This window comes from Staphylococcus sp. ZWU0021 (assembly GCF_000798895.1).
Taxonomy (GTDB): Bacteria; Bacillota; Bacilli; order Staphylococcales; family Staphylococcaceae; genus Staphylococcus; species Staphylococcus saprophyticus.
Map to the genome: position 1 here is coordinate 1 of NZ_JTLN01000033.1, position 6504 is coordinate 6504.

7 protein-coding genes are annotated in these 6504 nt (G+C 33.7%); all 7 read left to right on the plus strand.

Annotation, left to right across the window (positions count from 1 at the left end):
* Positions 1-703, plus strand: a 703-nt coding sequence (cstA, locus tag L987_RS12090) for a persulfide response sulfurtransferase CstA (RefSeq protein ID WP_047504980.1), incomplete at its 5' end; no start/stop codon positions are given.
* Positions 704-731: 28 nt separating this feature from the next.
* Positions 732-2066, plus strand: coding sequence for a persulfide dioxygenase-sulfurtransferase CstB (gene cstB, locus L987_RS12095; protein WP_047504983.1), 1335 nt, complete (start codon positions 732-734; stop codon positions 2064-2066).
* A gap of 17 nt (positions 2067-2083) precedes the next feature.
* Positions 2084-3277 (plus strand): type II sulfide:quinone oxidoreductase Sqr, encoded by a 1194-nt coding sequence (sqr, locus tag L987_RS12100; protein ID WP_047504986.1) that lies wholly within the window; start codon positions 2084-2086, stop codon positions 3275-3277.
* 172 nt (positions 3278-3449) lie between these two features.
* Positions 3450-4028 carry a recombinase family protein gene (locus tag L987_RS12105; RefSeq protein WP_047504988.1) on the plus strand — a complete coding sequence of 193 codons (579 nt, stop codon included), beginning with the start codon at positions 3450-3452 and terminating at the stop codon, positions 4026-4028.
* Positions 4029-4154: 126 nt separating this feature from the next.
* Positions 4155-4760, plus strand: a complete 606-nt coding sequence (locus tag L987_RS12110; RefSeq protein WP_047504991.1) for a recombinase family protein — start codon at positions 4155-4157, stop codon at positions 4758-4760.
* A gap of 122 nt (positions 4761-4882) precedes the next feature.
* Positions 4883-5209, plus strand: a complete 327-nt coding sequence (locus tag L987_RS12115) for a four-helix bundle copper-binding protein (protein WP_047504993.1) — start codon at positions 4883-4885, stop codon at positions 5207-5209.
* A gap of 509 nt (positions 5210-5718) precedes the next feature.
* Positions 5719-6504 (plus strand): HAD-IC family P-type ATPase (locus L987_RS12120; protein WP_156105218.1); only part of this gene is annotated, 786 nt, incomplete at its 3' end.

Genomic DNA, 6504 nt, shown 5'->3' on the forward strand with positions numbered 1-6504 from the left:
CTATAGTGGTCTTCAATGTCCAGGTCCAATTGTAAACATCAGTAAAGAAGTGAAAAATATTGAAGTAGGCGAGCAAATAGAGGTTACAGTTACAGATCCTGGATTCCTTAGCGACATTAAAAGCTGGGTCAAACAAACTGGTCATACTTTAGTTAAACTTGATGAAAGTAATCATGGAATTAATGCTATCATTCAAAAAGAAAAACCAAAAGACTTACAAGTGAATCATACTGCTAAAGGTACGACAATTGTACTATTTAGTGGAGAGTTAGATAAAGCAGTGGCAGCAATGATTATTGCGAATGGTGCTAAAGCTGCAGGAAGAGATGTAACCATCTTCTTTACTTTCTGGGGACTTAACGCGTTGAAAAAAGCGCAAACAGTTAACGTTAAAAAGAAAGGTATCGCAAAAATGTTTGATTTTATGTTGCCAAAAACACCTTTGAAAATGCCACTCTCTAAAATGAATATGTTCGGTTTAGGTAATATCATGATGCGCTACGTAATGAAAAAGAAAAACGTTGATTCATTACCATCACTCATTAATCAAGCGATAGCTCAAGATATTAAATTAATCGCATGTACCATGAGCATGGATGTTATGGGCATTACAAAAGAAGAATTAAGAGATGAAGTTGAGTACGGTGGAGTAGGTACTTATATTGGTGATACAGAAAATGCGAATCATAATTTATTCATCTAATTAAATCTATTAAAAAAGGAGTTTTATCATGTTTTTCAAACAATTTTACGATAATCATTTATCTCAAGCATCTTATTTAGTTGGCTGTCAACGCACAGGAGAGGCAATAGTAATTGATCCTGTTCGTGATTTAACAAAATATATGGAAGTTGCAGATAGCGAAGGTTTTAAAATTACACAAGCTGCAGAAACACATATTCACGCTGATTTTGCTTCTGGAATTCGGGACGTGGCAGAACGTTTAAACGCCGATGTATATGTATCTGGTGAAGGCGATGAGCAATTAAGTTATCAAAATATGCCCGAACAAACACATTTTGTTAAACATCAAGATATTATTCATGTAGGTAACATTAAATTAGAAGTATTGCATACACCTGGTCATACCCCTGAGAGTATCAGTTTCTTACTCACAGATGAAGGTGGCGGATCAAGCGTTCCAATGGGTATATTTAGTGGTGACTTTATTTTTGTTGGTGATATCGGTAGACCTGATTTACTAGAAAAATCAGTTCAAATGGAAGGTTCTACAGAAGTTAGTGCGAAACAAATGTATCAATCTCTAGAAAGTGTTAAAGATTTACCAGATTATATTCAAATTTGGCCAGGTCACGGTGCTGGAAGTCCTTGTGGTAAAGCATTAGGCGCCGTACCAATGTCTACGTTAGGTTATGAAAAAATAAATAACTGGGCATTTAATGAAACTGATGAAACCAAATTCATTGAAACATTAACATCAAATCAACCAGCGCCACCCCATCACTTTGCAAAGATGAAACAAATCAATCAGTTTGGTATGAATTTGTATCAACCATACAACGTTTATCCTAGTTTAGATAATGAAAGAATAGCATTTGATCTTCGTAGCAAAGAAGCCTTTCATGGTGGTCACACCGAAGGAACAATCAATATTCCTTACAATAAAAACTTTATTAACCAAATCGGTTGGTATTTAGACTATGAAAAATGTATAGATTTGATTGGTGATAAATCTACCGTTGAACAAGCAGCGCATACTTTACAATTAATTGGTTTTGATAATGTAGCTGGTTATCGTTTACCAAAATCAGAAATTCTAACACAATCCATCCACAGCGCTGATATGACTGGTAAAGAAGCAAATGTACTCGATGTACGTAATGATGAAGAATGGAATAATGGACACTTAGATCAAGCAGTCAATATTCCACATGGTAAATTATTAAATGAAAATATTCCATTTAATAAAGAAGATAAAATATACGTACATTGTCAGTCAGGTGTTAGAAGTTCAATCGCAGTGGGTATCTTAGAAAACAAAGGCTTTGAAAATGTCGTGAATATTAGCGAAGGCTATCAAGATTTTCCAGAATCATTAAAATAATTTAAGGGTGTGGAAAAATGAGTAAGTATTATCAAATTGTTATTGTAGGTGGCGGTACAGCAGGTATTACAGTGGCATCAAGACTATTAAGAAAAAATCAAAGCTTAAAAGGAAAAATAGCAATTATAGACCCGGCTGAATATCATTATTATCAACCGTTGTGGACTTTGGTTGGTGCTGGGGTATCGAGTTTAAAAAGTTCTCGTAAAGATATGAAAAGTGTTATGCCTGAAGGTGTTCAATGGATAAAAAATGCTGTTTCAAGCTTTCAACCTGAAAACAATAGCATTATTTTAGGAGATAATTCAGTCGTTAGTTACGAATTTTTAGTGGTAGCCCCTGGATTACAGATTAATTGGTCTTCTATTAAAGGATTAAAAGAGAATATAGGTAAAAATGGTGTTTGTTCTAACTATTCACCTAACTATGTTCGCGAAACTTGGAGACAAATTTCTAAATTTAAACAAGGGAACGCGATTTTCACGCATCCTAATACGCCTATCAAATGCGGAGGCGCACCTATGAAAATTATGTATTTAGCTGAAGATTATTTTAGAAAACATAATATCCGTTCTAATGCTAATGTGATATACGAAACGCCAAAAGATGCTTTATTTGACGTAGGCAAATATAATAAAGAATTAGAGAAAATTGTTGAAGAAAGGGATATAATTGTCAATTACAATTATAATCTTGTTGAAATTGACGGAGACAAAAAAGAGGCTACATTTGAACACATTAAAACAGACGATAGAAAGACAATAGATTATGAAATGTTACATGTAACACCACCCATGGGTCCCTTAGGTGTACTTAAAGAAAGTACACTTTCAGATAGTGATGGTTGGGTAGATGTTAACTCAACAACATTACAGCATAAAAGCTACTCTAACATATTTGCGCTTGGTGATGCTTCAAATGCACCTACTTCCAAAACAGGAGCAGCAATTCGTAAACAAGCGCCTATAGTTGTTAATAACCTATTGCAAGTAATGGATAATGAAATGTTGACGCATCATTATGATGGTTATACTTCGTGCCCTATCGTTACCGGGTACAATAAATTAATACTTGCCGAGTTTGATTATAATAAAAAACCAAAAGAAACATTGCCTTTTAACCAGGCAAAAGAACGAAGAAGTATGTATATTTTCAAAAAAGATTTGTTACCTAAAATGTATTGGTACGGTATGTTAAAGGGTCTTATGTAAATAACAAGAGTGTACAGAAAATAACCATTTTCTGTACACTCTCTTTTTATGTCGAAATAATTGAGTATCGTATATATTTCTGTGTTCATAAACCCAACAAAAAATCTATGTTCACAAAAGACCTTGTAATTAAGTTATGGTACACTGAAGGTGTATATAGGAGGTTTGTCTTTTGAAAATAGGTTATGCAAGAGTTTCAACTGGATTACAAAATTTAAATTTACAGGAGGATCGATTAAATGCATATGGTTGTGAAAAGATATTTAACGACCATATGAGTGGTTCAAAAAGTAAAAGACCTGGTTTAGATAAAGCCATTGAATTTGCGAGGTCAGGAGATACGATTGTTGTTTGGAGATTAGATAGACTAGGACGTAATATGGAAGATTTAATCACATTAGTTAATGAGCTTAACGAACGAGGTGTAAGTTTCCATAGTTTAGAAGAAAATATAACGATGGATAAATCAAGTTCTACAGGGCAATTATTATTTCATTTATTCGCAGCATTTGCAGAATTTGAACGTAATTTAATTTTAGAACGTTCTTCAGCGGGGCGAATTGCAGCTCGTGCTAGAGGACGCTATGGAGGTCGACCAGAAAAATTAAATAAACAAGATTTGACTTTACTTAAAACACTTTATGATAATGGAACACCAATTAAAACTATTGCAGAGCAATGGAAAGTTTCACGTACAACAATCTATCGTTATCTCAATAAGTTAAATAACCAAGAAAATAAAGATAAATAAAAATATTACTAAGTTTTAAGAAAGCTAAAAAATCAGACAGGATACACCCTAATAGGGCAACAAGAAACGCTTGTAAAATGCTACATTTGTTTGTGTGATTAGGGTGTATGATAAAGGGCGTTAAAAATGATAGTTGGATATGCAAGAGTTTCTACCGTTGATCAAAATTTGGATAGACAAATTGAAAATTTGCAATCTTTTGGTGCTGAGAAAATCTTCACTGAAAAACAATCAGGGAAATCTATAGAAAATCGACCTGTATTTCAAGAAGTATTAAATTTTTTAAGAATGGGAGATCGTTTAATTATTGAGTCTATTGATAGACTAGGAAGAAATTACGATGAAATAATCCAAACAGTTAATTATTTAAAAGATAAAGAAGTTCAATTAATGATAACGAGTTTACCCATGATGAATGAAGTGATTGGTAATCCGTTACTAGATAAGTTTATGAAAGATTTAATCATTCAAATATTGGCAATGATTTCAGAACAAGAAAGAAATGAAAGTAAACGTCGACAAGCTCAAGGTATTAAAGTAGCCAAAGAAAAAGGTATTTATAAAGGAAGACCTGTTCTGTATTCTCCCGATGCTAAAGACCCTCAAAAAAGACTTGTTTATTATCGTATTGTTGAACTACTGAATAAAGAAATGTCAATTAGTAAGATAGCTAAAGAAGTGGGTATAACAAGGCAAACTATATACAGAATTAAAAAAGAAAGAAAATATTAAGAGAAGTACATTTGATATTAAAATCCTGCGCAGTTTCTATGGAGTTCAGCAATTATCGGTTTATTTACTAAATAGAATGGCAATTAATTTAAGAGACTTAGATTTCATTGGAGATGTATCAAATGACTGGTAAACAATATTACAATCTGGTTCAAACGCTACATGAATGTATGGAAGCGTGTAATCATTGTTACGATGCCTGTTTGAAGGAAAAAGACATGACAATGATGGCAGAGTGCATCCGTCTGGATCGTGAATGCGCAGACATCTGTGCATTTTTAGAACAATCGCTAACAAGAAATTCACCATTTGCTTCTGATTTGGCGACAATATGCGCCAAAGTATGCGGAGCATGTGGTAATGAATGCCAGAAGCATAACCATGACCATTGTCAAAATTGTGCAGAGGCGTGTTTTAAATGTGTAGAATCTTGTAAAGAAATCGCGTAAACAAAACCAATAATATAAGGAGTGGCACATTGGAGATAAAGCCCCCGTGTGCCACATTTTTATTTCTTGCAACTAAAGAAACGAATATAAAATAAGTATGTGCCTGAAAACACAGCAATTTAACCCAGCAATATGAATATACCTCTTGGACTTCGGTTTACCACAGTCATAATGATAATCAGGCTATCAAGTATAAAACCAGCAGTTCCAACTTTTTTTCTTCATCATCAAAAAATAAAACTTTCTTCATTTTACTCCCTTTCTGCAAAAACACAATAAAACCAGCGCCTTTGCCTAGTTTACTCTCAACTTCGATATTCCCCCATGCAATGCCACAATTTCTTTGGCGATGGACAAACCAAGACTAAAGCTTCTATTTAAACGGCTATCAAATTTTCTGAACGCTGAAAAATAAAAAATGCTAAACAATATATACACCCCGGGGGTATATGTTATACTCACATTATCTTATTACTATCTCTAAAAATATAAAATTAGGAGGTTTTATTTTGCCGAATAATGAAAAACATCAAAATCATGAGAATCATAGCCATCAAGAACATGAGAATCACGCTAGTCATGGCGATCATGCACATCACCATCATGGAAATTTTAAAAGTAAATTCTTTATTTCTTTGATTTTTGCGATACCGATTATTATTTTATCGCCCATGATGGGGGTTAAATTACCGTTTCAATTTTCATTTACAGGGTCAGATTGGATTGTATTAATTCTTGCTACTATTTTATTCTTTTATGGAGGAAAGCCATTTTTATCAGGGGCTAAAGATGAAATTTTAACTAAAAAACCTGGGATGATGACGCTTGTTGCTCTAGGTATTTCAGTTGCTTATATTTATAGCTTATACGCTTTTTATATGAATAACTTCAGTGGCTCATCCACGCATACAATGGACTTTTTCTGGGAATTAGCAACTTTAATTTTAATCATGTTATTAGGTCATTGGATTGAAATGAACGCAGTAGGTAATGCAGGCAATGCATTGAAGAAAATGGCAGAACTCTTACCTAATACTGCCGTGAAAGTGATTGATAATAATCAACGCCAAGAAGTTAAAATATCAGATATTCATGTTGCCGATATTGTGGAAGTCAGAGCAGGCGAAAGTATACCCACAGACGGGATCATTGTTCAGGGAGAAACATCAATTGATGAATCGTTAGTTACTGGCGAATCAAAAAAAGTTCATAAAACTCATAATGATGATGTTATTGGGGGTTCTATTAATGGGTCTGGAACAATACAAGTCAAGGTTACAGCTGTGGGAGAAGAT

What these genes read in the sequence shown, in the direction of transcription:
- L987_RS12115 (WP_047504993.1), top strand. Translation starts at nt 4,883, where the DNA reads ATGACTGGTAAACAATATTACAATCTGGTTCAAACGCTACATGAATGT.
- L987_RS12110 (WP_047504991.1), top strand. Translation starts at nt 4,155, where the DNA reads ATGATAGTTGGATATGCAAGAGTTTCTACCGTTGATCAAAATTTGGAT.
- sqr (WP_047504986.1), top strand. Translation starts at nt 2,084, where the DNA reads ATGAGTAAGTATTATCAAATTGTTATTGTAGGTGGCGGTACAGCAGGT.
- cstB (WP_047504983.1), top strand. Translation starts at nt 732, where the DNA reads ATGTTTTTCAAACAATTTTACGATAATCATTTATCTCAAGCATCTTAT.